We start from the raw sequence: 22,244 nt of genomic DNA on the forward strand, positions 1-22,244 counted from the left end.
ACATCCCACTCATTGCCCCACCGCATCGTCGCCACCAGATCGGCTTCGTCCGCCGCGACCATCGCGATGCGCAGCGCGATCGAATTGGGCTTGGCCACCGCCACCAGGTCGCGGTCCGCCTTGGGCAGCACGTCCACCGGCACCCGCGCCCCCGCCATGTCGTGCCGCTCGCCCACCGCGATCCGCCCGCGATTGCGCGTTGCGCCCTGCCCGATCGCGGCGACCCAGGCTTCTTCGCGTGCCGGTGCGTCCAGCACGCCGATCACCGGCCGACCATCCTCGATCAGCGCGATCGACACCGCCCAGCCGGGTCGCCCGCGAATATAGTCGCGCGTCCCGTCGATCGGATCGACCACCCACACGTGCCGCCGCGCCAGCCGGTCGGGGCGATCCGCGGTTTCCTCGGACAGCCATCCCGCCTCGGGCAACAACGCCATCAGCCGTGCGCGCAGCATCGCGTCGACATCCAGGTCGACCTCGCACACCGGGCTGCCGGGCACCTTTTCCCAGCGGCGAAACTCGCCGCCCCAGCGCGCCATCGCCATGGCACCGGCCTCGCGCGCGATCTCCGCGACCGCCGGGGTCAGAGCGGCGGAGACCGGATCAGCCACCCGCGATCGTCATCCCGTCGACGCGCAGCGTCGGCACGTTGATGCCGTGGCGGAATTCCAGATCGTTGGCCGGGGTCATCGCGCGGAACATCTCCTTCAGGTTGCCTGCGATGGTGAACTCCGCAACCGGCCCGGCGATCCCGCCATTCACGATGCGAAAGCCCGCGGCCCCGCGGCTATAGTCGCCGGTCACGCCGTTCACGCCCTGTCCGATCAACTCGGTGACGTAGACGCCATCGGCGATGTCGGCGATCAGCGTCTCGACCGGAACATGGCCCGCCGCCATATAGAGGTTGCTGGTCGACACGCCCGGCGCGCCGCCGACGCCGCGCGCGGCATGGCCGGTCGGCTCCAGCGACAATTGCCGGGCGGATGCCGAATCGAGCAGCCAGGTCTGCAATACCCCGTCCACCACGATCTCGGTCGGCGATACCGGAAGCCCCTCGCCGTCGAACGGCCGCGAGCGCAACCCGTGCGGCCGGTGCGGATCGTCCAGGATCGCGATCCCCGGCGACAGCACCTGCGTGCCCAGCCCGTCCAGCAGGAAGCTCGTGCGCCGCGTGATCGCGGCCCCGGCGATCGCCCCGATCAGATGCCCGACCAGCGAGGATCCGACGCGTCGATCGAACACCACCGGCATCGGCCCGCTTGCCAGCTTGCCCGGATCAACCCGCGCCACCGCCCGTTCGCCCGCCAGTCGCCCGATCGCGTCAGGCGCGTCCAGATGCCGCCGCCGCCGCGCGCCGTGATGCGCGTAATCGCGCTGCATCGCCCCGCCCTCACCGGCCAGCACGGCCACCGACACGCCGTATCCGGTCGCCGCATAGCCGCCGGCAAAGCCGTGGCTCGTCGCCAGCGCATAGACGCTGCGCGAGGCGGAGGCGCCGCCGCCTTCCGAATTGGTCACCCCTGCCACCGCCAGCGCCGCATCCTCCGCCGCCAGCGCGGCATCGCGCAGCGATTCCGGGCTCGCCTCGCCGCCATCGTCCAGGTCGAGCAGCGGCGGCGTGCCGTGCAGCAGCCGGTCGTGCGGCGCCAGGCCGGCCCAGGGGTCCTCCGGCGCCTCGCGCGCCATGGCCAGCGCGCGCTCCACCATCCGGTCGAACGCATCGCCCGACAGGTCGGAGGTGGAAACGCTCGCCGATCGCCGCCCCACAAAGACGCGCAGGCCCAGCTCCTCGCTTTCGGAGCGCCCGACATCCTCCAGCTTGCCCAGCCGCACCGACACGTCCAGCGCGGCATCGGCGGCAAACACCGCATCGGCGGCATCGGCGCCGGCGGCGCGGGCGCGGGAGACGATGTCATGTGCCCGGTCGCGGGCCTGGTCGGGGGTCAGCATAAGGAGCACTTAGGGGGTGCCCGGCCCCGTTGCTACCCTGCGGTGCCCACCACGAAGCATGCCAGGAACATCAACAGCCCGGCAAAGCGGTTGGAGCGGAAGCGGTGCAGCGCGCCCGCCCCGTCGTCCGGCGTCAGCGTCGCCACCTGCCACGCCAGATGCCCCGCCACCGGCACCAGCGCGACCGGCGCCAGCGGATCGGGCCTGACCATCCACACCGCCCCCGCCCAGCACAGGAGCGCGACCAGGTAGAACAGCGCCACCCCCGCCTTCACCCGCGACCCCATGCGCAGCGCCGAGGACCGCACCCCGATCAGGGCATCGTCCTCCCGGTCCTGCAAGGCATAGATGGTGTCATATCCAATCACCCACGCGATCGACCCGGCATAGAGCAGCCACAACGGCGCCGCGAGGTCGCCCGCCACCTCCGCCCACCCGACCAGCGCCGCCCACGAGAATACCAGCCCCAGCCAGGCCTGCGGCCACCAGGTGATCCGCTTCATGAACGGGTAGGCCGCCACCGGCGCCAGACTGGCCAGTGCCACCCCGGCCGCCAGCGGGCGCAACTGCACCAGCACCACCAGCCCGATCAGGCTGAGCGCCACCAGCCACGCCCAGGCCAGCTTCATCGACACCAGCCCGCTGGGGATGGGCCGTGCGCGCGTCCGCGCCACCTGCGCGTCCAGATCGCGGTCGACGATGTCGTTGAACACGCACCCCGCCCCCCGCATCGCGATTGACCCCAGCAGCAGCCACAGGATGAGCGACCACCGCTGCATCGCGCCTCCCGCCAGCGCCACGCCCCACGCCCCGGGCCAGAACAGCAACCACCACCCGATCGGCCGGTCGAACCGCGCCAGCAGCGCCAGCCCGCGCATGGTCGGTGGCAGGCGGCCCACCAGGCCGCGATGCTCGCTGTCGGGAACGATGTCGATCTGCATGCGCAACGGGTTATGGGCGTGGCACGTGGTACGCAAGGGCGCGTGCGGCTATGGTGGCACGATGCCGTCCCCTGCCCCCCTTCCCGCATGATCGGCCTGTCGGTCGCGGTCGGCCGTTTCGTCGAAGCGTTGTTCTGGGCGATCCTGCGCGTCGCCGGGCTGATCGGCGGCGTCGCGCTGCTGGTCGCGGCGGTGATCGTCGTCGCGTGGGTGTTGATCCGCCGCCGCCGTCGCTGACCGGTCCTACCTGGCCAGCCGGCCGTCGGTGATCGCGTCGATGTCGAACGGGAACAGCACCTCGCGATCGGGTGCCTTCACCGTATCGGCGATCTCGGCCGGCGCGACGCTTTTCAGCAGGTGGCGCATGATCGCCAGCCGCGCCGCCTTCTTGCTGTTCGCCCGCACGCAATACCAGGGGCTGAGCGGCGTATGCGTGCGGGTCAGCATGGTGTCGCGCGCCGCCGAATAGTCCGCCCATTTGTCCTGCGCCACCGCATCCATGTCGGACACCTTCAGCATCTTGAGTGGGTCGGTACGCCGCGCCTCCAGCCGATCGGCCTGTTCGTCCTTGTCGATGTCCAGCCACAGCTTGACCAGCTTGATGCCGCTTTCCACCAGCATCCGCTCGAAATCGGGCGCATCGCGCAGGAACGCCTCCTGCTCGGCGGCGGTGGAAAAGCCCATTACCACCTCCACCCCGGCCCGGTTGTACCAGGACCGGTTGAAGATCACGAACTCGCCGGCTGCCGGCAGATGCGTGGCATAACGCTGGAAATACCACTGCGTCCGCTCCCGGTCGGATGGCTTGGGCAGCGCCACGACCCGCGTCGAACGGACCGACAGATGCTCGGTGATCCGCTTGATCGCGCCGTCCTTGCCCGCGCCGTCGCGCCCTTCCAGCACCAGCACGACCCGCTCGCCCGAATGCGTCATCGCGGCCTGCGTGCGGACAAGCGCCAGTTGCAGCGCGGCGAGATCGCGATCGTAATGTTTTCCCATAGCTGGGCAGAACGCGCAGGCTTCGAAAAGGTGCGTCGGGCGTGTAAAGGCACCGCCATGCCCGCCACCCCCGCCTGGCCGCCGCAATCGACGCCGCGCCTGTTCATCGACCAGCCGCTCGCCCCCGGCACCGTCCGCATCGACGGCCCCGCCGCCCATTACCTCCTGTCCGTGATGCGCATCAGGGTCGGCGATCCGGTCAAGCTGTTCGACGATCGCACCGGCGAATGGCTGGGCATCGCCGCCATGACGGGCAAGCGCGACCTGACGCTGGACGTGACCGAGCTGCTGCGCCCGCGCGAACCCGTGCCCGATCTCTGGCTGTGCGCCGCACCGCTCAAGAAGAACCGGGTCGACTGGATGGCGGAAAAGGCGTGCGAACTGGGCGTCGCCCGCCTGACCCCCGTCGTCACCCGCCGCACCGTGGTGGACAAGCCCAATACCGAGCGACTGCGCGCCCATATGATCGAGGCGGCCGAGCAATGCGCCCGCACCGCGCTGCCCGAACTGGTCGAGCCGGTGAAACTGCCCGCCCTGCTGCGCGACTGGCCGCAGGAGCGCACCCTGTTCTTCGCGGACGAGACCGGCGGCACCCCCGCGGCCGCCGCCTTTGCCGCGCACCCCGGCCCGGCCGCCATCCTGATCGGCCCCGAAGGCGGCTTCGACGCCGATGAGCGCGACGCGATTCGCGCCCTGCCCCAGGCCGTCGGCATCGGTCTTGGCCCGCGCATCCTGCGCGCCGACACCGCCGCCGCCGCCGCTGTCGCCTTGTGGATGGGAGTATCAGGCGACTGGGCTTGATTCACCCTATGGCGCGTGCCCGCGCCCGCGCGTAAGGGCCCGTTCATGACGACCAAATCCGCCTCGGCCAGCAAGAGCGATCCCATCGAATCGCGCGATCAGCTCATCCAGAGCTTCGCCCGCGGCGAGAAACCGCGCGACCGCTGGCGGATCGGTACCGAGCATGAGAAATTCGTCTATGCGCTCGGCGACCACCATGCCCCGTCCTATGACGAACCATCGGGCATCCGCGCCCTGCTCGGCGAGCTGACCCAATATGGCTGGCAGCCGGTCGAGGAAGGCGGCAAGGTCATCGCGCTCGCCGGCAGCGACGGCACGGTCAGCCTGGAGCCCGCGGGCCAGTTCGAGCTGTCGGGCGCCCCGCTCGACAATCTGCACCAGACCTGTGCGGAAACCGGCCGCCATCTCGCCCAGGTCAAGGCCGCGGGCGAGACGCTGGGGATCGGTTTCCTCGGCCTCGGCATGTGGCCGGACAAGACGCGCACCGAATTGCCGATCATGCCCAAGGGGCGCTACGACATCATGCGCCGCCACATGCCGCGCGTCGGCAGCCTCGGCCTCGACATGATGCTGCGCACCTGCACGATCCAGGTGAATCTCGACTATGCGTCCGAGGCCGACATGGCCAAGAAGTTCCGCGTCGGCCTGGCCCTGCAACCGCTCGCCACCGCGTTGTTCGCCAACTCGCCCTTTACCGAGGGCAAGCCCAACGGCCTGCTGTCCTATCGCAGCCATATCTGGTCGGATACCGATCCCGCGCGCACCGGCATGCTGCCCTTCGTGTTCGAGGACGGCTTCGGCTATGAACGCTACGCCGACTATATGCTCGATGTGCCGATGTACTTCGTCTACCGCGACGGCCGGTATATCGACGCGGCTGGCCTGTCGTTCCGCGATTTCCTGAAGGGCGAACTCTCCGTCCTGCCCGGCGAGAAACCGACGCTGGACGACTGGAACGACCATCTCTCCACCGCCTTTCCCGAAGTGCGGCTCAAGACCTTTCTGGAGATGCGGGGCGCCGATGGCGGCGCATGGAACCGCATCTGCGCGCTGCCGGCGCTCTGGGTCGGGCTGCTCTACGACGATGCCGCGCTGGATGCGGCATGGGACATGGTCAAGCACTGGACGCTGGACGAACGCCAGGCGCTGCGCGACGCGGTTCCCGCCCAGGCGCTGGGTGCCCCCATCCCCGGCGGCGGACGCCTGCGCGACATCGCCGCGCCGGTGCTCGACATCGCCCATGCCGGCCTTGCCGCCCGCGCCCGCTTCAACGGCGCCGGCGACAACGAAACCGGCTTCCTCGATCCGCTGCGCGAAATCGTCCGCACCGGCAAGGTCCCCGCCCAGACGCTGCTCGACCGCTACAACGGCGCCTGGAACGGCGACCTGTCGAGGGTCTACGCAGAGGAAAGCTTCTGACTTCTACCCCTCTCCCCTCCGGGAGAGGGAGCGGCAAAGCCGCGGAAGGGTGAGGGGCCGCCACAGGCGACGGCCCTTCGATCTAGCTGCCCCGCCTCACCCACCCGAAAAACCGCGGCACCGCCCCATACCGCGTCATCCACGCGCTATACGCCACATACTCCGGATCGGCGCCCAGATGCCGCTCCTCGGTCTTGGCCCGCCAGTAATAGACCCCGCTGACCACCCCCAGCAGGATCGTCGCCCGCCCCGCATCCACCACGCTGCCCGTCGACAGGACCGGGATCGTTGAAATCCACCAGAACAGGTTCTTCGACAGATAGGCCGGATGCCGGGAGAAGGCGTAGGGCCCATGGGTCAGAATGCCCCGGTGGGTCAGGTTCGAAAAGCGCACGCCGAACGCCACCGTCGCCCAGGCATAGATGGCGGTCAGCGCGACCAGCACCGCGCCGATCACGCTCAGGATCACCGGATGCCCGGCGAACCAGTGGCTCCACTCGGCGGTGCCCGGCCGGTAATCCAGCGGACCGCCATCCGACATCAGGATGAACGGCGGGTAGCAGATCAGCGCCGCCGTCCACCCGGCCGCATAGGGCGTCGCGGAACGGATATGCGCATCCAGCGGCCGCATCGTCAGCACATAGCCGACGGTCGCAAACGCCACGTCGATCAGGAACATCAGCGTGATCAGCCAGTTCGCCAGCGCGACCGGATCGTGCAGCACGGTGGCCGTATCGCCGCGCACGAACTCGCCGAACCCCGGCGGCACGACCGCCACCATGAACGCCAGAAAGAACGCCTTCACGCCCCAGGCGCGCAAATGACCGTAAATGGCATCGCGATCGACCCCGCTTTGTCCGGTCAGCCACGCCCCCAGGTGCCACGCCCCGTCGCGCGGCGCGACCAGATAGCGGTCGATCCACAGCACATAGGCGATCGATGCGACGAGCAGCACCGGGGCGGCATGGGTGAAGCACCACATGGCAAAGGCGAAATGCCCCTGCCAATAGAATCGCCCGGTGGCATAGATGATCGCGATCCCGCCCCAGGTCGCCCACAGACCGGCCAGCTTGGTCAGGCTGATGTCCAGCGTGTCGCGCCAGGCTTTGCGCATCCCCCAGTCGAGGCCGGTCGATGGCCGCCGGTGCACCTTGTCCACGATCAGCAGCCACAACACCATCGGCACGCCGCACGCCACCAGATTGACCAGCGCCGCATAAGGCCCGTCCAGGTGCAGCGCGCGCGCCGTCGCGATCCACGCCACCGCGCCGGCCAGACCGGCGAGGCCGACACCATGGCTCACCGCCGATGCGGGCCTTTTTGCACAAGGCTGGAGCGTGGGATCGTGCAGCATGGCACCCGGCATAACCGGCATTTGGTAAGCATCGCGTGAAGCCGCGTCACGCCGCAAGGCATCGGTCATCGATGGGGGAAAGTTGGAGCGGGTAACGGGAATCGAACCCGTGTATTCAGCTTGGAAGGCTGCTGCACTACCATTGTGCTATACCCGCCCGCATTCGACGCCGACACACGCATAGCCCATCGGCGATAATGGTGGAAGGGACTGGATTCGAACCAGTGTACGCTCACGCGGGCAGATTTACAGTCTGCTGCCTTTAACCACTCGGCCACCCTTCCGGGGTGTCGCTCCCGAAGAGCGAGGGCGCCCAATGCCGATTCGATGCCGCCCTGTCAACGGGGTTTGGGTGACGGGGTTTGGGTCGGGGGGTCTGGACGCTTGCACACGGTGCGGCAGATGCTTAGCGTCCGGCGCAACAATCTTTCAGGGGGATCTTCATGAAGCGCCTGTTGCTCGTCACCGCCGCCGCGGTGGCGGCCTTCTCGCCCGCCGTCGCGCAGGATCGCGGTTCGGTGAACCGCATCATCGACGAAGGCACGAATCACAGTCAGGTCATGGTCACCGCGCAGCATCTGACCGACGTGATCGGCCCGCGCATGACCAACAGCCCCGCGATGCGCCGCGCCGAGGACTGGACCGCCGGCAAGTTCCGCGAATGGGGTCTGAAGAACGTCCACAAGGAGGGCTTCGAATTCGGCCGCGGCTGGTCGATCGAGCGCGCCAGCGTACGCATGGTCACCCCCCGCCCGCTCGCCCTCACCGCCATTCCGATCGCCTGGACCCCCGCCACGAACGGCGCCGTCACCGCCCCCGTCATCGTCGCGCCGATGAAGCGCGAGCGTGATTTCGACCAGTGGCGCGGCAAGCTGAACGGCAAGATCGTCATGGTGACGCTGCCCGGCACCGGCGACGAGCCCGGCAATCCGCCCTTCCGTCGCCTGTCGGGCGAGGATCTCGGCAAGCTCGACGTGTTCGTGCAACCGACCAACGACCCCGAAACCGCCGACCGCCGCCTGAAGCGCCTCGACTTCGCCAAGAAGCTCGACGCCTTTCTGAAGGCGGAGGGTGCGGTCGCCTATGTCACCCAGTCCTATCGCGACGGCAAGCTGCTCCACGGCGAGGGCTATCTGTTCGGCCGCGGTGAAACGCCGCAGGTGCCCGGCGTCGAACTCGCCGCCGAGGATTATCGCCGCCTCGCCCGCCTTGCGAAGTCGGGCACCGCCCCCACCCTCGAGGTGTTGAGCGACGTCCGCTACGACGACACGGACGTCAACGCGTACAACATCATCGCCGAAATCCCCGGCATCGATCCCAAGGCCGGCTATGTCATGGCCGGCGCGCATCTGGATAGCTGGGTGGCGGGCGACGGCGCCGCCGACAACGCCGCGGGCTCGGCGATGATCATGGAGGCGGCCCGCATCCTCGCCGCCACCGGCCAGCGCCCCCGCCGCACGATCCGCTTCGCGCTCTGGTCGGGCGAGGAACAGGGCATTCTCGGCTCGATGGCCTATGTTGAGAAGCATCTGGCGACCCGCGGCCGCCCCGACGACGCGCCGCAGACCGGGCTGCGCCGCTATTATGGCTGGACACAGCGCTGGCCGGTGACGCCCCTGCCCGGCTACGGCGACCTTGCCGCCTATTTCAACATCGACAACGGCTCGGGCAAGCTGCGCGGCCTGTATGCGGAGAACAACCCGGCGGCGGTGCCGACCTTGCGCGAATGGCTCGCGCCCTATGCCGGCATGGGCGCCGGCACGGTGGCGCTGCGCCCGACCGGCGGCACCGACCATGTCTTCATGCAGGCGATCGGCGTGCAGGGCTTTCAGTTCATCCAGGACCCGCTGGATTATGGCAGCCGCATCCATCACAGTTCGGCCGACACCTTCGACCATCTGAAGGCGGAGGATATGCGCCAGGCCTCGATCGTTCTCGCCGGTGTCTTGCTTGGTGCCGCAAATGCGGACAAGGCGCTGCCGCGACCGCCGCTGCCGACGCAGCCGGTGGTGACCGATCCCTTTGCTTATACGGACGATGACGACTGATGGCACGACAGACCGGACGCCGGGGGCACCGCCCCAGCACGGGTATCGCGAACCGCCCCCGCTTCTGGGGGCGCCACGCGGTCACCGCCGCGCTCGCCAACCCGGCGCGCACCGTGCGCAAGATCTGGGGCACGCACGAGGCGCTGCGCCAGCTGGATGCCGAGATCGATCCGAGCATCCCCGTGACCTTCGCCGACGCCGCCGATCTCGGCCGCCTCGTGCCTGGCGATGCGCCGCACCAGGGGCTGGTGATCGACGTCGATCCGCTGGAGGACATCTGGCTGGGCGACCTCTTGCAACAGGGTGAGGGCGACCAGCGCCCGCTCATCATCCTCGACCAGGTGACCGACCCGCACAATGTCGGCGCGATCCTGCGCTCGGCCGCGGCGTTCGACGCGCTCGGCATCGTCACGCAGGACCGCCACTCGCCCCCCGAATCGGGCACGGTGGCGCGCGCCGCCTCGGGCGCGCTGGAAACGGTGCCCTGGGTGCGCGTCGTGAACCTCGCACGCGCGCTGGAGGAAATCGCGGAGGCCGGCTTCTGGCGCATCGGCCTGACCGGCCATGCCGAACAGACGCTCGCCCAGACCATGGGCAGTCAGCGCATCGCGATCGTGCTCGGTGCCGAGGGCGAAGGCATGCGCGCCAATACCGAGACGCACTGCGACGAACTCGCCAAGCTGCCGATCAGCGACCGGGTCGAAAGCCTGAACGTCTCCAACGCCGCCGCCATCGCGCTCTACGCCGTAGCGGCGAGGTGAACGAACCCCTCTCCCCGGAGGGGGAGAGGGCAAAGACGAATCAATCCTCCGCCGCGATCCGCACCCGCATCCCGTCGAACGCCGGCCCGAACGGCAACTGGCACGACAGCCGCGAAAATGCGTCGCGATCGCTGGTCGAATCCAGCAGGTCATCCTCATCCGGTCCGATCGGCGGCAGCTTGTCGGCAAAGGCCGGGTCGACATGCACATGGCACGTCGCGCACGAACAGCATCCGCCGCACAGCGCCAGGATCTCGTCGATCCCGCCGTCGCGGATGACCTCCATCACCGAAAAACCGGCCTGCCCTTCGATCTCGCGTTCTTCCCCCTCGCGCGTGACGACGATAAGCTTGGCCATGATCATGCTCCTTGCGATTTCGCGCCGCTCTGCCGGTCCCGCCTGTCCGGATCAAGCATCATGGGGCTGAACGCCGAGCAGATCCGCGACAGCATGGATGCGCTCGCCGCGATCGAACCGACGATCGCCGCCGCGCTGCAACGGGTCGGCTACCCCGAACCCCGCATCCGCGAACGCGGCTACGGCACCTTGCTGCGCACCATCATCGGGCAGCAGGTCTCCGTCGCCTCCGCCAACGCGGTCTGGCTGAAACTCTCCACCGTCCTCGGCAACCCGGAGGACCCGGCCATCCTCGCCGCCGCCAGCGACGAGCAACTCCGCGCCGCCGGCCTGTCGCGCCAAAAGGCCAGCTATGCCCGCAGCCTTGCCGAGGAGGTGACCAGCGGCCGGCTCGACCTGGCCGACCTGCCCGCCGACGACGAGGAAGCGATCGCGCAGCTCGTCCGCGTGAAAGGCATCGGCCGCTGGTCGGCAGAGGTCTATCTGCTGTTCGCAGAGGGCCGCACCGACATCTGGCCGGCGGGCGACCTGGCGGTACAGGTCGAGATCGGCCGCATCCTCGGCCATGACGTGCGCCCGTCCGAAAAACTCACCCGCGCCCTTGCCGAAAACTGGCGCCCCCACCGCGGCGCGCTGGCGATCTTCACCTGGCATCATTACGGCGCCGGGCCCGATGCCGCCCCGGTCTGATCCGGCAAGAGGATTATCTGCAACTCCGCGAAACGGTTGCACCCTTGTTACGTTCAGGCTTCTCCGTCACACCGGGAAGACATGACCGCCGCTGCACCCGTCCGCCGTTCGCTCGCCGAAAGCCATCGCAGCGTCGCCATTCCCGAAGGCGCCTCCTTCTGGCGGCGCCTGTTCGCCTTTGCCGGTCCCGGCTATCTGGTCGCGGTCGGCTATATGGACCCGGGCAACTGGGCGACCGGCATCGCCGGCGGCTCGGCCTATGGCTATGCGCTGCTCTCGGTCATCCTGCTGTCCAACCTGATGGCGATGGTGTTGCAGGCCTTGTCGGCGCGGCTCGGCATCGCCGCCGGGCTCGATCTCGCCCAGGCGTGCCGGGCGCGATATTCCAAGGCCACCTCGCGCGTCCTGTGGCTGTTGTGCGAGATCGCGATCATCGCCTGCGATCTGGCCGAGGTGCTGGGCACCGCCATCGCGCTCAAGCTGCTGTTCGGCCTGCCGCTCACCTGGGGCGTCCTCATCACCGCGCTCGACGTGTTCGTCATCCTGGCGCTGCAACGCTTCGGCTTCCGCAAGCTGGAAGCGTTCATCGTCACCCTGTTGCTGGTGATCGCCGGCTGCTTCCTGTTCGAACTCTTCGCGTCGCACCCCGATCCGGCCGCGGTCGCCGCCGGCCTCGTGCCCACCACCCGCATCGTCACCGATCCCGCGATGCTCTATCTCGCCATCGGCATCCTCGGCGCCACCGTGATGCCGCACAACCTGTACCTCCACTCTTCGGTGGTGCAGACGCGCGCATTCGGCGAGGACGACAAGGGCAAGCGCGAGGCGGTGCGCCTCGCCACCATCGACAGCACCGTGGCGCTGGGTTTCGCCTTTTTCATCAACGCCGCCATTCTGATCGTGTCGGCCGCGACCTTCCACATCGCCGGCCGCACCGACATTGCCGAGATCGACGAGGCCTATCGCCTGCTCGCCCCCATGCTGGGCGTGGGCGCGGCCAGCATCGTCTTTGCGGTGGCACTGCTCGCCTCGGGGCAGAATTCCACCGTCACCGGCACGCTGGCCGGGCAGATCGTGATGGAGGGGTTCCTCGACCTGCGCATCCCCGGCTGGGCGCGCCGCCTGATCACCCGCGCGCTGGCCATCATCCCCGCGGTCCTGGTGGTGGGGGCGATGGGCGATGCCGGCGCGACCCGCCTGCTCGTTCTCAGCCAGGTGATCCTCAGCCTGCAACTGCCCTTCGCCGTCGTGCCGCTGGTCAAGTTCACCGGCGACCGCGCGATCATGGGCCGCTTCGCCAGCCCGATCTGGCTCCGCATCCTCGCCTGGACGATCGCCAGCGTCATCATCGTGCTCAACATCATGCTGCTCTGGGGCGCCGTCTTCGGCTGATCCGCCCCTCTCCCCGGTCCGTGCCTGCAATGGATGCGTGACATCGATCCGCACCGCACTAATCTGCCGTTTCCACCATCCTGAACGGGCCGTTCGTGACAGCATCCATCACCACCCTCCATGTCGACGATCCCCAGCCGCTCGCCGACGCGATTCTCGACACCCTGGTCCACCGCATCGGCAAGGACGCGCAGGCCGCGCGGACGCATGACTGGCTGGCCGCGACGATCCTCACCGTCCGCAACGAGATCATCGAGCGGTGGATGGCCTCCACCAAGGCGGCGCATGCCGCCGGTGCCAAGCGCGTCTATTATCTCAGCCTCGAATTCCTGATCGGCCGCCTGCTGCGCGATGCGCTGTCCAACCTCGGCGTCATGGAACAGGTATCCGCCGCGCTCCGCTCGCTCGGCGTCGACCTTGCCGAGATCGAGGAGATCGAGCCCGATGCCGCGCTCGGCAATGGCGGCCTCGGCCGGCTCGCCGCCTGCTTCATGGAAAGCCTCGCCAGCCTCGACGTGCCGGCCTACGGCTATGGCATCCGCTATGTGAACGGCATGTTCCGCCAGCGCATCGACGATGGCTGGCAGGTCGAACTGCCCGAAACCTGGCTCGCCCACGGCAACCCCTGGGAGTTCGAGCGCCGCGAGAGCGCCTATTTCGTCGGCTTCGGCGGCGAGGTCACCGGCACCGACGATGGCGCCGTCCATTGGAAGCCGCAGGAAGCGGTGGAGGCGGTTGCGGTCGACACCCCCGTGGTCGGCTGGCGCGGCCGGCGGGTCAACACGCTGCGCCTGTGGACCGCGCGCGCCTTTGATCCCATCCGCCTCGACCGCTTCAACGCCGGCGACTACCAGGGCGCGCTTGCCGGCCAGCTTGCCGCCGAAACGCTGGTCCGCGTCCTGTATCCGTCCGACAGTTCGCCCGCCGGTCAGGAACTGCGGCTGCGGCAGGAATATTTCTTCTCCTCCGCCTCCATCCAGGACATCGTCCGCCGCCACATCCAGTATTTCGGCAACATCCGCACGCTGGCCGACAAGGCCGCGATCCAGCTCAACGACACGCACCCGGCGGTCTCCGTCGCCGAGTTGATGCGCCTGCTGATCGACCATCACGACCTCGACTTCGACGAAGCGTGGGAGATCACCCGCGCCACCTTCGGCTATACCAATCACACGCTGCTGCCCGAGGCGCTGGAAAGCTGGCCGCTGCCGCTGTTCGAACGGCTGCTGCCGCGTCACATGCAGCTCGTCTATGCGATCAACGCCCGCCTGCTGCGCGAGGCGCGCAAGGTCGGGGGTGTGGACGACCGCGCCATCGCCGCGATCAGCCTGATCGACGAGGGTGGCGAGCGGCGCGTGCGCATGGCCAACCTCGCCTTTGCCGGCAGCCACAGCGTCAACGGCGTCGCCGCGCTCCATACCGAACTGATGAAGCAGACGGTGTTCGCCGACCTGCATCACCTGTTCCCGGACCGGATCAACAACAAGACCAACGGCATCACCCCGCGCCGCTGGCTCCAGCAATGCAACCCCGGCCTGACCGCCCTGATCCGCGAGGCGATCGGCCCCAAATTCCTCGACGACGCCGAGGCTTTGATCGATCTGGAAAAATTTGGGCAAGACGCTTCGTTTCGGGAGCGTTTCGCCAAGGTGAAGCGTTTGAATAAGGTGGCACTGTCTCAACACCTCAAGACCGACATGGGCCTCGCGATCGATCCGGACGCGCTGTTCGACGTCCAGATCAAGCGGATTCACGAATATAAGCGCCAGTTGCTCAACATCATCGAGACGGTGGCGCTCTACGACCAGATCCGCAGCCATCCCGAGCGCGACTGGGTGCCGCGGGTGAAGTTGTTCGCGGGCAAGGCAGCCTCCAGCTACCACAATGCCAAGCTGGTCATTAAGCTGGCCAACGACGTCGCGCGCCGGATCAATGCCGACCCGTCGGTCGGCCATCTGCTCAAGGTCGGCTTCGTGCCGAACTACAATGTCTCGCTCGCCGAGAAGATCATCCCCGCCGCCGACCTGTCCGAACAGATCTCGACCGCGGGCATGGAGGCGTCGGGCACCGGCAACATGAAGTTCGCGCTGAACGGTGCGCTCACCATCGGCACGCTCGACGGCGCCAATGTCGAGATCCGGGATCATGTCGGCGACGACCATATCGTCATCTTCGGCCTGACCGCGGACGAGGTCGCCGCCAAGCGCCGCGACGGCTATGACCCGCGCAGCGTGATCGAGGCGAGCCCGGAGTTGCGCCAGGCCGTCTCCGCCATCGCCTCCGGCGTCTTCTCGCCCGACGATCCGAACCGTTATGCCGGGCTGATGGGCGGCCTGTATGACGGGGACTGGTTCATGGTCGCCGCCGATTTCGACGCCTATCACGCCGCGCAGCGCAGCGTGGACCGGCGTTGGGAGGACCGTGACGGCTGGGTGCGCTCGGCGATCCACAATGTCGCAAAGGTCGGCTGGTTCTCCTCGGACCGCACGATCCGTCAATATGCCTCGGACATCTGGAAGGTGATGTGAAACCACCCGCCACCGCCATTCAGGCGCTGATCGAAGGGCGCAACGCCGATCCCTTCGCGCTGCTCGGTCCTCATGCGGGGCCCGGCGGCACGTTCCTGCGCGCGCTCGTGCCGGGCGCGCAGGCGGTGGCGGTGTTCGACCTGACCGGCGATCCGCTCGGCGACCTCGCCTGCGTCGATCCGAACGGCCTGTTCGAGGGGGTCGTCGACGGCGATCCGCAACCGGTGAAATACCGCGCGCAAGGGCACGGCGCCGAATGGTGGATCACCGATCCCTACAGCTTCGGCCCCGTCCTCGGGCCCATCGACGACCTGTTGATGGGAGAGGGCACGCACCGCCGCCTTTACGACAAGATGGGCGCGCACCTGATCGAGCATCAGGGCGCCCGCGGCGTCCATTTCGCCGTCTGGGCTCCCAATGCGGAGCGCGTGTCGGTGGTCGGCGACTTCAACGACTGGAACGGCGCCCGCCACGTCATGCGTCGCCGCAACGATGTGGGCGTGTGGGAGATCTTCCTGCCCGACATCGGCGCCGGCCGCGCCTACAAGTTCGAGATCGTCGGCCCCGGCGGCACCCGCCAGCCGCAAAAGGCCGATCCCTTCGCCTTTGCCGCAGAACTCCGCCCGCACACCGCCTCGATCACCACCGCGCCCTTGTCGCACGCATGGCAGGACGACGCCCACCGCGCCGCCTGGGCCCAGGTCGATCCCCGCCGCGTGCCGATGAGCATCTACGAGGTGCACGCAGGCTCCTGGGACCGCGACGAAAATGGCTGGTATCTCACCTGGGATGCGCTTGCCGACAAGCTGATCCCCTATGTGGTCGAGATGGGTTTCACCCATATCGAATTCCTGCCGATCAGCGAGCATCCGTACGACCCCAGCTGGGGCTATCAGACGACCGGCCTCTACGCGCCGTCCGCCCGTTTCGGCGACCATGAGGGGTTCGCCCGCTTCGTCGACGGCGCGCATCAGGCGGGCATCGGCGTGCTGCTCGACTGGGTGCCCGCGCACTTCCCCACCGACGCGCACGGCCTGTCGCATTTCGACGGCACCGCGCTCTACGAGCATGAGGACCCGCGCCAGGGCTTCCATCCCGACTGGAACACCGCGATCTACAATTTCGGCCGGCGCGAGGTGGCGAGCTACCTCGTCAACAACGCGCTGTTCTGGCCGGAACGCTATCATGTCGATGGCCTGCGCGTCGATGCGGTCGCCTCGATGCTGTACCGCGATTATTCGCGCAAGGCCGGCGAATGGGTGCCCAACGAACAGGGCGGCCGCGAGAATTGGGAAGCGGTGGAGTTCCTGCGCGACGTCAATCGAGAGGTGTACGGCCAGCATCCCGGCGTGTTCACCATCGCCGAGGAATCGACCGCATGGCCCGGCGTTTCCGCCCCCGCCTATGCCGGCGGCCTCGGCTTCGGGTTCAAGTGGAACATGGGCTTCATGCACGACACGCTGAAGTACATGGCGCTGGAGCCCATCCATCGCCGCCACCATCACGGGTCGATCCTGTTCGGCCTCCATTACGCCTTTGACGAGAATTTCGTCCTGCCGCTCAGCCATGACGAAGTCGTCCATGGCAAGGGGTCGCTGCTCACCAAGATGGCGGGCGACGACTGGCAGAAATTCGCGAACCTGCGCGCCTATTACGCCTTCATGTGGGGCTATCCCGGCAAGAAGCTGCTGTTCATGGGTCAGGAATTCGCCCAGCGCGAGGAATGGTCGGAGGAGCGTGCCCTCGACTGGCATCTGAGGTGCAGCCACGCGCACGAGGGCGTGCGCAATCTGGTGCGCGACCTCAACCGGCTTTACCGCGACACGCCCGCGCTGCATGCCCGCGATTGCGAGCCGGAGGGGTTCGAATGGCTGGTGTCGGACGATGCGGACCAGTCGGTCTTCGCCTGGCTGCGCAAGGCGCCCGGTGCGGCGCCCGTCGCGATCATCGCCAACATGACGCCGGTGGCCCGCGCGCCCTACCGCGTGCCGCTGCCCGTGGACGGACACTGGCGCGAGATCATCAATTCGGATGCCCATCACTATTGGGGGTCGGGGCTCGGCAATCTTGGCGGGGTGGAGGCGAAAGACGGCGCCGCCTGGGTCACGCTGCCGCCGCTCGCCACGGTGATGCTGCAGTTGGAAACGGACAAGGACGCGCAGTGAAGCCAAACGGCATCACCGCGCGTTGCAAAAAGAGGTTGAGGGGAGAAGACGGATGGATTTGAGGCGCGGACAACCACTGGCACGCGATGCGATGGCCTATGTTCTCGCCGGCGGCCGTGGCAGCCGCCTGATGGAGTTGACCGATACGCGCGCCAAGCCGGCGGTGTATTTCGGCGGCAAGGCGCGGATCATCGATTTCGCGCTGTCGAATGCGATCAATTCGGGCATCCGCCGCATCGGGGTCGCCACGCAGTACAAGGCGCATTCGCTGATCCGCCATCTGCAACGCGGCTGGAACTTCCTGCGTGACGAACGCAACGAAAGCTTCGACATCCTGCCCGCGTCGCAGCGGATCAGCGAGTTCCAATGGTATGAGGGCACCGCCGACGCGGTGTACCAGAATATCGACATCATCGAGAGCTACGCCCCCGAATTCATGGTCATCCTGGCAGGCGATCACGTCTACAAGATGGACTATGAACTGATGCTCCAGCAGCATTGCGACAGCGGTGCCGACGTCACCGTCGCCTGTCTGGAGGTGCCGCGGATGGAGGCGGTCGCCTTCGGCGTGATGCATGTCGACGAAAGCGACCGGATCATCGATTTCGTCGAGAAACCGGCCGATCCGCCCGCCATTCCCGGCAATCCGGACATCGCGCTGGCCTCGCTCGGCATCTATGTCTTCTCGACGCGCTTCCTGTTCGAACAGCTTCGCCGCGACGCCGACACCCCCGGCTCTTCCCGCGACTTCGGCAAGGACATCATCCCCTACCTCGTGCAGCACGGCAAGGCGCAGGCGCACCGCTACTCCGCCTCCTGCGTCCGCTCCAGCGGCGAACCCGGCGCCTACTGGCGCGACGTCGGCACCGTCGACGCCTATTGGGAAGCCAATATCGACCTTACCGACGTCGTCCCCCAACTCGACCTCTACGACCGTAGCTGGCCGCTCTGGACCTATTCGGAGATCACGCCGCCCGCCAAGTTCGTGCACGACATCGACGGGCGTCGCGGCTCCGCGGTCGCCAGCCTCGTCGCCGGCGACTGCATCATCTCGGGCGCCTCGATCCACCGATCGCTGCTGTCCACCGGCGTGCGGGCACACAGCTTCGCCATGCTGGACGAGGCGGTGGTGCTGCCCCAGGTCCATGTCGGCCGTGGCTCGCGGCTGCGCCGGGTGATCGTCGATCGCGGCGTGCATATCCCCGACGGCCTCGTCGTCGGCGACGATCCCGTCCTCGACGCACAGCGTTTCCGCCGCACGGAAAAGGGCGTGTGCCTCATTACCCAGCCGATGATCGACCGTCTGGGCGGATGACCACCACCGTCCTGTCCGTCGCCTCGGAGGCGTATCCGCTCGTCAAGACCGGGGGGCTCGCCGATGTCGTTGGCGCGCTCCCCGCCGCGCTCGCCGCGCACGGGGTACAGGTCACCACGCTGATCCCCGGCTTCCCCGCGGTCGCACGCGCGATCGACGGGGCGGAGGCGGTGCATCACTGGCCCGATCTGCTCGGCGCACAGGCATGGCTGCGGCGTGGCGAGATCGACGGCCACCCCCTGCTCGTCCTCGACGCGCCCGAATTCTTCATGCGCGAAGGGCCGCTCTACACCGATATCGGTGGCAAGGACTGGCCCGACAACTGGCGCCGTTTCGCCGCCCTCGGCCGCGCCGCCGCCGATCTCGCCTCGGGCGCGGTCCCCGGCTTCCGTTTCGACATCCTGCACGCGCATGACTGGCAGGCGGCGATGGGCCCGGCCTATCTGCGCCTCGCGCCCCCCGATACCGATGGCACCACGGACACCGCCAAAAGCGTGATGACCGTGCACAACATCGCGTTCCAGGGCGCGTTCGACGCCTCGATCTTCTTCGAACTCGGCCTGCCGCATGGCAGCTTCTCGCTGGGTGGCGTCGAATATTATGGCCAGGTCGGCTTTCTGAAGGGCGGCCTCGAATCCGCCGATGCGATCACCACGGTCAGCCCGACCTATGCGCAGGAAATTCACGGCCCCGATTTCGGCATGGGGCTCGACGGCCTGATCCGCTCGCGCGTCGGCCGCGTCCACGGCATCGTCAACGGCATCGACCCTGCGGTGTGGAACCCGGCGAACGACACCGCGCTTGCCCAGCGCTTCACCGCCGACACGCTCGACAGCCGCATCTCCAACAAGCGCGCGGTGGAGGCGGCGTTCGACCTCGAACCCGGCGAAGGTCCCATCTTCACCGTGGTCAGCCGCCTGACCTGGCAAAAGGGCATGGACGTGCTCGCCTGGGTGCTCGACGATCTCGTCGCCACCGGCGCGCGGCTCGCCCTGCTCGGCTCGGGCGATGCCGGGCTGGAACGCGCCTTCCGCGACGCGGCCGTTCGCCACCCGGGCCGCATCGGCGTGCGCATCGGCTATGACGAGGCCTTGTCCCACCTGTTGCAGGGTGGCGCCGACGCCATCCTGATCCCGTCGCGCTTCGAACCTTGCGGCCTGACCCAGCTTTACGGCCTCGCCTATGGCTGCGTCCCCGTCGTGGCGCGGACCGGCGGGCTGGCCGACACGGTGATCGACGCGAACGAGGCGGCATTGTCCGCCGGCGTCGCGACGGGCATCCAGTTCGCCGGCGTTTCGACGGAGTCCCTCAAACGCGCGCTGCACCGCACAACGACGCTCTATGCGGACGCCCAAGCGTGGCGCATGATGCAGTTGAACGGGATGGCCGCCGATTTCTCATGGGATCACAGCGGCCTGCGTTACGCCGACCTTTATCGATCGCTTTTGGGGGACTGATGACCACCACCGTTTCGACCACGCCCTATGACGACCAGAAGCCGGGCACATCCGGCCTGCGCAAAAAGGTCCGAGTGTTCCAGCAGCCGCATTATGCGGAAAATTTCGTCCAGTCGGTGTTCGACTCGATCGACGGCAAGGATGGCGCGACGCTGGTCATCGGCGGTGACGGCCGCTTCCTCAACCGCGAGGTGATTCAGGTCGCGATCCGCATGGCCGCCGCCAACGGCTTCGCCCGCGTCGTCGTCGGCCAGGGCGGCATCCTGTCCACGCCCGCCGCCAGCAACCTGATCCGCCAGCGCCAGGCGCTCGGCGGTCTCGTCCTCTCCGCCAGCCACAATCCCGGCGGCCCGGACGAGGATTTCGGCATCAAGTACAATATCGGCAATGGCGGCCCCGCCCCCGAAAAGGTGACGGAGGCGATCCACGCCCGCACGAAGACGATCGACCGCTATCTGATCGTGGAGGGCGACGACATCGACCTCGATACGCTCGGCGAGGTGCAGGTCGGCGACCTGACCGTCGAGGTGGTCGATCCCGTCACCGATTACGCCGCCCTGATGGAAACGCTGTTCGATTTCGACGCGATCCGGGGTGCGGGCCTCACCATGGCGTTCGACGCGATGAGCGCGGTCACCGGCCCCTACGCCACCGAAATCCTCGAAAATCGCCTGGGATTCGCGCGTGGTACCGTGCGCAACGGCACGCCGCTTCCCGATTTCGGCGGCCACCACCCCGACCCCAACCTCGTCCACGCCCGCGAACTCTACGACCACATGATGGGCGAAGGCGCCCCCGATTTCGGCGCCGCCTCGGACGGTGACGGCGACCGCAACCTCATCATCGGCCGGGGCCGCTTCGTCACCCCGTCGGACAGCCTCGCGATGCTCGCCGCCAACGCGCATCTCGCCCCCGGCTATGCCGGCGGGCTGAAGGGCATCGCCCGCTCGATGCCGACCAGTGCCGCCGCCGACCGCGTCGCCGAGAAGCTCGGCATCCCCGCCTTTGAGACGCCCACCGGCTGGAAGTTCTTCGGCAATCTGCTCGACGCCGGCATGGCGACGATCTGTGGCGAGGAAAGCGCCGGCACCGGCTCCGACCACGTCCGCGAGAAGGACGGGCTGTGGGCGGTGCTGCTCTGGCTCAACATCCTTGCCGCGACGGGCAAGTCGGTCGACGACATCGCCCGCGATCACTGGGCGACCTATGGCCGCAACTATTACGCCCGCCACGATTATGAAGGCGTGGAGAGCGAACGCGCCGATGCGCTGATGGCCGAATTGCGTGGTAAGCTCGCCTCGCTCCCTGGCACCCGCTTTGGCGACCTGACCGTCGAGGCAGCGGACGACTTCGCCTATACCGACCCCACCGATCAGTCGGTCAGCCGCAACCAGGGTGTCCGCATCCTGTTCGAAGGCGGCAGCCGCGTCGTCTTCCGCCTGTCCGGCACCGGCACCAGCGGCGCCACGCTGCGCGTCTATCTCGAACGCTACTCGGCGGACGAACTGGACCGCGAAACGCCCGACATGCTCGCCGACATCATCACCGCGGCGGACGACATCGCCGGCATCACCCGCCACACCGGCCGCACCGAACCCGACGTCATAACCTGACCCCTGATCTCCTCTCCCCTCCGGGGAGCATCAAGGAAATAGTGCCCTGCGCTATTTAGTCCATGCCGGGGGCATGGACGACTTGATGCTGAAGGGGCCCACTGCCAGAGGCAGCGGGAAGGTGAGGGGCCGCCACGAAGCGCAACACTGCTTGCCCCTTCATCCCCGGCACGAGGATGAGAATGCAACACACCTTCCACCTTCACAGCACCGCCGAGCAAATCGACCTCTGCCTCTTCACCGGCACGCAGGAGACCCGTCATCCCCTGACCCGCACCGGCGAAAACGCATGGTCGCTCACCCTCGACCTGACGGAGGGTCAGCGATACGCCTACCGCGCCCACGGCCCCTACGACCCCGCGAACAACCAGTGGTTCGACCCCGCCAAACTCCTGGTCGACCCGCAAGCACGCGAACTCGACGCCCCCTTCACCTACTCCCCCCGCCTGTCCA

General features: G+C 67.8%; 18 protein-coding genes, 2 tRNA genes and 1 pseudogene. 13 read left to right on the forward strand and 8 right to left on the reverse strand.

Translation table 11 applies throughout. From position 1 onward, the window contains the following. The 3 genes from OXR08_RS16840 to ubiA form a co-directional block, all read right to left on the reverse strand. On the reverse strand, nucleotides 1–545 hold a 545-nt coding region (locus tag OXR08_RS16840; protein ID WP_267351665.1), incomplete at its 3' end, for an inositol monophosphatase family protein. A gap of 58 nt (nucleotides 546–603) precedes the next feature. After that, nucleotides 604–1,950, reverse strand: a complete 1,347-nt coding sequence (locus OXR08_RS16845) for a metallopeptidase TldD-related protein (protein WP_267351636.1) — start codon at nucleotides 1,948–1,950, stop codon at nucleotides 604–606. Nucleotides 1,951–1,982: 32 nt separating this feature from the next. Beyond that, the gene (ubiA, locus tag OXR08_RS16850; RefSeq protein WP_267351638.1) at nucleotides 1,983–2,891 is read right to left on the reverse strand and encodes a 4-hydroxybenzoate octaprenyltransferase; all 909 of its coding nucleotides are present in this window, start codon (nucleotides 2,889–2,891) and stop codon (nucleotides 1,983–1,985) included. Between the two features lie 18 nt (nucleotides 2,892–2,909). Here ubiA and OXR08_RS16855 point away from each other — a divergent pair, with 18 nt between their 5' ends. Further along, nucleotides 2,910–3,128, forward strand: a complete 219-nt coding sequence (locus OXR08_RS16855) for a hypothetical protein (protein WP_267351640.1) — start codon at nucleotides 2,910–2,912, stop codon at nucleotides 3,126–3,128. 6 nt (nucleotides 3,129–3,134) lie between these two features. Here OXR08_RS16855 and ppk2 read toward each other — a convergent pair whose 3' ends face one another. Continuing rightward, entirely contained in the window at nucleotides 3,135–3,890 is a 756-nt protein-coding gene (gene ppk2, locus OXR08_RS16860; protein WP_267351642.1) for a polyphosphate kinase 2, read from the reverse strand. Between the two features lie 57 nt (nucleotides 3,891–3,947). On the opposite strand from ppk2, the gene OXR08_RS16865 reads away from it, so the two are divergent. Both OXR08_RS16865 and OXR08_RS16870 read left to right on the forward strand, forming a co-directional pair. Beyond that, nucleotides 3,948–4,691, forward strand: coding sequence for a 16S rRNA (uracil(1498)-N(3))-methyltransferase (locus OXR08_RS16865; RefSeq protein WP_267351644.1), 744 nt, complete (start codon nucleotides 3,948–3,950; stop codon nucleotides 4,689–4,691). 45 nt (nucleotides 4,692–4,736) lie between these two features. After that, nucleotides 4,737–6,110, forward strand: a complete 1,374-nt coding sequence (locus OXR08_RS16870; protein WP_267351645.1) for a glutamate--cysteine ligase — start codon at nucleotides 4,737–4,739, stop codon at nucleotides 6,108–6,110. 82 nt (nucleotides 6,111–6,192) lie between these two features. Here OXR08_RS16870 and OXR08_RS16875 read toward each other — a convergent pair whose 3' ends face one another. From OXR08_RS16875 to OXR08_RS16885, 3 genes are all read right to left on the reverse strand, one after another. Then, on the reverse strand, nucleotides 6,193–7,464 hold the full coding sequence (locus OXR08_RS16875; RefSeq protein WP_267351647.1) for an isoprenylcysteine carboxylmethyltransferase family protein: 1,272 nt from the start codon (nucleotides 7,462–7,464) through the stop codon (nucleotides 6,193–6,195). A gap of 83 nt (nucleotides 7,465–7,547) precedes the next feature. Further along, nucleotides 7,548–7,621: transfer RNA gene (locus tag OXR08_RS16880), tRNA-Gly, on the reverse strand. Between the two features lie 41 nt (nucleotides 7,622–7,662). Further along, nucleotides 7,663–7,748: transfer RNA gene (locus OXR08_RS16885), tRNA-Tyr, on the reverse strand. A 159-nt stretch (nucleotides 7,749–7,907) separates the two neighbouring features. On the opposite strand from OXR08_RS16885, the gene OXR08_RS16890 reads away from it, so the two are divergent. Both OXR08_RS16890 and rlmB read left to right on the forward strand, forming a co-directional pair. Beyond that, the gene (locus OXR08_RS16890; RefSeq protein WP_267351649.1) at nucleotides 7,908–9,512 is read left to right on the forward strand and encodes a M20/M25/M40 family metallo-hydrolase; all 1,605 of its coding nucleotides are present in this window, start codon (nucleotides 7,908–7,910) and stop codon (nucleotides 9,510–9,512) included. Further along, nucleotides 9,512–10,273: a 23S rRNA (guanosine(2251)-2'-O)-methyltransferase RlmB gene (rlmB, locus tag OXR08_RS16895; RefSeq protein WP_267351651.1), complete on the forward strand. Its 762-nt coding sequence runs from the start codon at nucleotides 9,512–9,514 to the stop codon at nucleotides 10,271–10,273. Before OXR08_RS16890 ends, rlmB begins: the two co-directional genes overlap by 1 nt. Before the next feature lie 40 nt (nucleotides 10,274–10,313). Here the strand turns inward: rlmB and OXR08_RS16900 are convergent, their stop codons facing one another. Continuing rightward, a complete protein-coding gene (locus tag OXR08_RS16900; RefSeq protein ID WP_112381775.1) occupies nucleotides 10,314–10,631 on the reverse strand; it encodes a 2Fe-2S iron-sulfur cluster-binding protein in 318 nt (105 codons plus the stop codon). Between the two features lie 60 nt (nucleotides 10,632–10,691). Between OXR08_RS16900 and OXR08_RS16905 the strand changes: the two genes are divergently transcribed. From OXR08_RS16905 to OXR08_RS16940, 8 genes and pseudogenes are all read left to right on the forward strand, one after another. Continuing rightward, nucleotides 10,692–11,321, forward strand: a complete 630-nt coding sequence (locus tag OXR08_RS16905; protein WP_267351653.1) for a DNA-3-methyladenine glycosylase 2 family protein — start codon at nucleotides 10,692–10,694, stop codon at nucleotides 11,319–11,321. An 81-nt stretch (nucleotides 11,322–11,402) separates the two neighbouring features. Continuing rightward, the gene (locus OXR08_RS16910) at nucleotides 11,403–12,713 is read left to right on the forward strand and encodes an Nramp family divalent metal transporter (RefSeq protein WP_267351655.1); all 1,311 of its coding nucleotides are present in this window, start codon (nucleotides 11,403–11,405) and stop codon (nucleotides 12,711–12,713) included. A gap of 95 nt (nucleotides 12,714–12,808) precedes the next feature. After that, nucleotides 12,809–15,241, forward strand: a complete 2,433-nt coding sequence (locus OXR08_RS16915; RefSeq protein ID WP_267351657.1) for a glycogen/starch/alpha-glucan phosphorylase — start codon at nucleotides 12,809–12,811, stop codon at nucleotides 15,239–15,241. Continuing rightward, entirely contained in the window at nucleotides 15,238–17,406 is a 2,169-nt protein-coding gene (glgB, locus tag OXR08_RS16920) for a 1,4-alpha-glucan branching protein GlgB (protein WP_267351659.1), read from the forward strand. The genes OXR08_RS16915 and glgB overlap by 4 nt, the downstream gene beginning before the upstream one ends. 52 nt (nucleotides 17,407–17,458) lie before the next feature. Further along, entirely contained in the window at nucleotides 17,459–18,721 is a 1,263-nt protein-coding gene (glgC, locus tag OXR08_RS16925; RefSeq protein ID WP_112381409.1) for a glucose-1-phosphate adenylyltransferase, read from the forward strand. Beyond that, nucleotides 18,718–20,178, forward strand: coding sequence for a glycogen synthase GlgA (gene glgA / locus OXR08_RS16930; protein ID WP_267351661.1), 1,461 nt, complete (start codon nucleotides 18,718–18,720; stop codon nucleotides 20,176–20,178). Before glgC ends, glgA begins: the two co-directional genes overlap by 4 nt. Beyond that, nucleotides 20,178–21,791: an alpha-D-glucose phosphate-specific phosphoglucomutase gene (locus OXR08_RS16935; protein ID WP_267351662.1), complete on the forward strand. Its 1,614-nt coding sequence runs from the start codon at nucleotides 20,178–20,180 to the stop codon at nucleotides 21,789–21,791. The genes glgA and OXR08_RS16935 overlap by 1 nt, the downstream gene beginning before the upstream one ends. Nucleotides 21,792–21,973: 182 nt before the next feature. Next, nucleotides 21,974–22,244 (forward strand): annotated as a pseudogene (locus OXR08_RS16940) (glycogen debranching enzyme); the annotation flags it as partial.

The sequence above is a fragment of the Sphingomonas sp. GM_Shp_2 genome, assembly GCF_026540875.1.
In the GTDB taxonomy this organism is placed as follows: Bacteria; Pseudomonadota; Alphaproteobacteria; order Sphingomonadales; family Sphingomonadaceae; genus Sphingomonas; species Sphingomonas carotinifaciens.

Coding starts and splice junctions, on each gene's coding strand:
- OXR08_RS16845 (WP_267351636.1), bottom strand. CDS start 1,950: ATGCTGACCCCCGACCAGGCCCGCGACCGGGCACATGACATCGTCTCC.
- ubiA (WP_267351638.1), bottom strand. CDS start 2,891: ATGCAGATCGACATCGTTCCCGACAGCGAGCATCGCGGCCTGGTGGGC.
- ppk2 (WP_267351642.1), bottom strand. CDS start 3,890: ATGGGAAAACATTACGATCGCGATCTCGCCGCGCTGCAACTGGCGCTT.
- OXR08_RS16865 (WP_267351644.1), top strand. CDS start 3,948: ATGCCCGCCACCCCCGCCTGGCCGCCGCAATCGACGCCGCGCCTGTTC.
- OXR08_RS16870 (WP_267351645.1), top strand. CDS start 4,737: ATGACGACCAAATCCGCCTCGGCCAGCAAGAGCGATCCCATCGAATCG.
- OXR08_RS16875 (WP_267351647.1), bottom strand. CDS start 7,464: ATGCTGCACGATCCCACGCTCCAGCCTTGTGCAAAAAGGCCCGCATCG.
- OXR08_RS16890 (WP_267351649.1), top strand. CDS start 7,908: ATGAAGCGCCTGTTGCTCGTCACCGCCGCCGCGGTGGCGGCCTTCTCG.
- rlmB (WP_267351651.1), top strand. CDS start 9,512: ATGGCACGACAGACCGGACGCCGGGGGCACCGCCCCAGCACGGGTATC.
- OXR08_RS16900 (WP_112381775.1), bottom strand. CDS start 10,631: ATGGCCAAGCTTATCGTCGTCACGCGCGAGGGGGAAGAACGCGAGATC.
- OXR08_RS16905 (WP_267351653.1), top strand. CDS start 10,692: ATGGGGCTGAACGCCGAGCAGATCCGCGACAGCATGGATGCGCTCGCC.
- OXR08_RS16910 (WP_267351655.1), top strand. CDS start 11,403: ATGACCGCCGCTGCACCCGTCCGCCGTTCGCTCGCCGAAAGCCATCGC.
- glgC (WP_112381409.1), top strand. CDS start 17,459: ATGGATTTGAGGCGCGGACAACCACTGGCACGCGATGCGATGGCCTAT.
- glgA (WP_267351661.1), top strand. CDS start 18,718: ATGACCACCACCGTCCTGTCCGTCGCCTCGGAGGCGTATCCGCTCGTC.
- OXR08_RS16935 (WP_267351662.1), top strand. CDS start 20,178: ATGACCACCACCGTTTCGACCACGCCCTATGACGACCAGAAGCCGGGC.